The sequence below is a fragment of the Petrocella sp. genome (assembly GCF_059865615.1).
Genome location: NZ_JCBCDA010000046.1, coordinates 1 through 3,413, shown reverse-complemented (window position 1 = coordinate 3,413; position 3,413 = coordinate 1). Strand labels below are relative to the sequence as shown.

Annotated in this window: 2 protein-coding genes and 1 tRNA gene; 2 read left to right on the top strand and 1 reads right to left on the bottom strand. The window is 39.3% G+C overall.

The features are described 5' to 3' along the window. Positions 1–277: 277 nt before the first annotated feature. Together AC6F8J_RS05550 and AC6F8J_RS05545 are read left to right on the top strand one after the other, a co-directional pair. On the top strand, positions 278–1,669 hold the full coding sequence (locus AC6F8J_RS05550) for a sodium/glutamate symporter (RefSeq protein ID WP_500721628.1): 1,392 nt from the start codon (positions 278–280) through the stop codon (positions 1,667–1,669). A gap of 76 nt (positions 1,670–1,745) precedes the next feature. Beyond that, positions 1,746–1,819: transfer RNA gene (locus tag AC6F8J_RS05545), tRNA-Pro, on the top strand. 72 nt (positions 1,820–1,891) lie between these two features. On the opposite strand, the gene AC6F8J_RS05540 is transcribed toward AC6F8J_RS05545, so the two are convergent. After that, positions 1,892–3,178, bottom strand: coding sequence for a serine hydrolase (locus AC6F8J_RS05540; protein WP_500721627.1), 1,287 nt, complete (start codon positions 3,176–3,178; stop codon positions 1,892–1,894). Positions 3,179–3,413: the final 235 nt, after the last annotated feature.

Here is a 3,413-nt window from a genome sequence, read left to right as displayed (position 1 = left end):
TTTTTTGATTTTGCTATGCCTATTTAGTATAGCTTTGATATGCGTGGGTGTAAAGCACTTTTTGGTATAATTATGTATTTATATGGTGTATATTGTAATTATTTCCATTTATGGGAATTGCTGTAAGGACATATTGTGTTTTTATAAAATCTTCTTAGAAGGTGACCTGGTTGAAAGAAGATACATTAAATGTTAAAATTCAGAAGAAGCTATTTGATTGCTTTGTATGCGATTAAAAAACGAAGGATTTATAGTTGACTTATGTGAGGAGTCGTTTATGACAGCTAATGCTATAGGATTTGCATTATTAATATTAGTAATTTTTCTAGTCATCGGTAAATGGATACGGGTCATGGTACCTTTGTTTCAGAATTTGTTTTTACCCAGTTCTTTGGTGGCAGGTTTATTGGCGCTATTGATTGGTCCAGAAGTCTTTGGTAAGGTATTTGGTTTCTCTGTTTTGGATTCAGAATGGCTGACTGTGTGGGCTTCTTTACCGGGACTCATGATTAATGTGGTCTTTGCCTCCTTATTTATAGGCAAAAAAATACCAAATATGAAAGAAATATGGTACTTGGCAGGACCTCAAGTCATGTCTGGCTATGTGATTTCTTTTGGTCAATATGCTGTAGGCTTAGGACTCGCTATTTTTTTGTTAGCACCTGTTTTTGGCATTAATCCTTTAGCAGGTGCACTGATTGAAATCGGATTTGTAGGTGGTCATGGTACTGCGGCCGGTATGCGGCAGACCTTTGAGTTACTGGATTTCCCTGAAGGGGGCGATCTCGCCATTGGCTTGGCCACAGTTGGGGTTTTGGCCGGTGTGCTAATTGGTATATCTTTAATCAATTGGGGTATGCGAACAGGTAAGTTGGCTCATGGGTCTGATAAAAAAGAACGAACAATTCTAGAACGTAAAGGCATTGCAGAATTAGAGGTGCGCGAACCTGCAGGTTTTTTAAGCACACGAGCTGAATCCATTGAACCTTTATCATTGCATGTAGGCTATATCGGTGTAGCTATTGTGATTGGTTTTGTATTGTTGCAAGGATTGATTCAACTAGAAGCCTTAACTTGGGGCGCATGGACGGATATGTATTTGATGACCTACGTTCCTTTATTCCCTTTAGCCATGATGGGTGGTATCGTTGTCCAATTGCTTTTGAGTCGTGTTGATCCTTATGCTACTGTTGACCGACAATTGATTAATCGCGTTCAGGGATTGTCCCTAGATATTCTAATTGTAAGTGCGTTGGCAACCTTGTCCTTAAGTGTCATTGGAAATAACTTACCGGTATTTATAATCTTAAGTGTAGGTGGTATTGTATGGACCGTATTCGCTTTTTTAGTCCTTATACCAAGGCTCATGCCGGATTACTGGTTTGAGAGGGGTATTGGTGACTTTGGACAATCCATGGGCGTTACCGCAACCGGCTTACTCTTAATGCGTGTCGCAGATCCAGATCAAATGACACCTGCTTTGTCTAGCTTTGGTTACAAACAGTTATTATTTGAGTTGTTGGTTGGTGGTGGTTTGTTTACTGCAGCCTCAGTCCCTTTAATCGCACAATTAGGTCCTGAAATCATGTTTGTAGTAAGCTTGATACTAACCATCATACCTCTAATTATAGGGGTCATTATGAAACACATGCGAAAAAAAACAAGTTAAAATGTTTTTGGCATTTTCGGACTTGATTTGATCGCTTCACTTTGATATACTGATTTTGGTACTTACAGCACCATATCGGGGTGTGGCTCAGCTTGGTAGAGCGCTTGGTTCGGGACTAAGAGGCCGGAGGTTCAAATCCTCTCACTCCGATTTTTATTGTTTATTTATAAAGATTTAAGGTGTCAAAACGATATGTTTTTGACACCTTAAACCCTATTAATTCTAATTAAATTTTCCGAAAGTACTGGTTTTTGTCACAATAACGATGGTGGCAATGAGAATTATGAATTTGATAACTTCAATCCTACTCAGCTTTTTCTCTACTTCCGTTTCTTCTGTTGCTAGATCTTCCAAATCTTCATATTCAAGTCTTGTAATCTCAAGAGGCCATTCGCCGAGGACTCTGTCACCTATTGAGATTATAAGACTACCTACTTTTTGATTCAAGCTCGCCTCTTTCGTCAGTGCTTCCGGTAAATCCACCTCTAAGAGGAGATCTTCTTCTGAATAATCCTTCCTTAGATTGACACTAACTGGCTCCGTCATAGAGAGTGTAGCTGTTCCAAAAATGACACCCTCTTCTCTTATGGAAAGCGCCTGTGTGTAATCTGAAGGGTCTATCTCGGTGACTTCAAAAGCTTCATAACCATACTCAAATAGTTTGCTGGTGTCGCTATATAAGTTGGCGGCATTGGTCCTTAATGTTACTGCAATTAAAGTACGTCCTTCTTTTCTTGATACCGTTACTAAGGTATGCCCTGAGCTGGTGGTGTATCCTGTTTTACCCGCTATAACATCTTCTCTGAATATATTGGCGTCCCTTCGTTCATTAATCATTTTGTGGCCTTGTGCTAAATATCTGATTTCATCGACTTTATTGGTGGGTAGAATCTCATATAGAGTTTTCCCCATAACATCGACTAAGAATTGATTTTCTAATATTTCTTTCATAATCAGACTCATATCATAGGCTGTGGTGTATTGGTTTTCATCCTGCAGGCCATGAGGATTAACAAAGTTCGTGTTCATCGCGCCAAGTTTCTTGGCTTCTGCCGTCATGTCTTCTGCAAAAGCCTCTATACTCCCACTTGTTTTTTCAGCAATGCCATTTGCCACATCATTGGCTGAAGCCATGAGAAGACCGTGCATGGCCGCTTCCACACTTATGATTTCTCCTTCACGCATACCAATGTGACTGCTACCAAATTCTATGCTCAAAACTGCGTTTCTAGAAAAAGTAATCGTATCAGAAAGATTCAAGGCCTTCGAGGCAACCAGGGCTGTCATCAGCTTCGTAATGCTAGCCGGGTAGAACCTTTTATGGGCATTTTTCTCGTAAAGTACCTGTCCTGTATCACCATCTATTAGAATGGCACCTTCAGCTACTATGCTAGGTACTTGAACCGTTGCATAGGATAGATGAGATGTTTGACTGGATGGGTTTAATCCCATTAAAATTAATATAGTTACTATTGCTAAGATTCTTAAAGCTGCAATTCTATTTCCCATCATAGACTCCTTGAGATCTTATGTTTTTTGTCTCAATGGTTAGTTTATCATAAGGTCAAGGGTCATGTAAAGCGTCTATGTCCTCTGACAGTAGCGAAAGGTAAATTAAAACTACTCTTAGTATAACAAACGTCTTCCCTGCATTTTTATTTTTACACATTTATATAGTTTCATTCGTTTACTATTTACCCACCCCTTGATGCTAGAATATATAGGACAACACGACTTCAAAAAT

What these genes read in the sequence shown, in the direction of transcription:
- AC6F8J_RS05550 (WP_500721628.1), top strand. Translation starts at nt 278, where the DNA reads ATGACAGCTAATGCTATAGGATTTGCATTATTAATATTAGTAATTTTT.
- AC6F8J_RS05540 (WP_500721627.1), bottom strand. Translation starts at nt 3,178, where the DNA reads ATGGGAAATAGAATTGCAGCTTTAAGAATCTTAGCAATAGTAACTATA.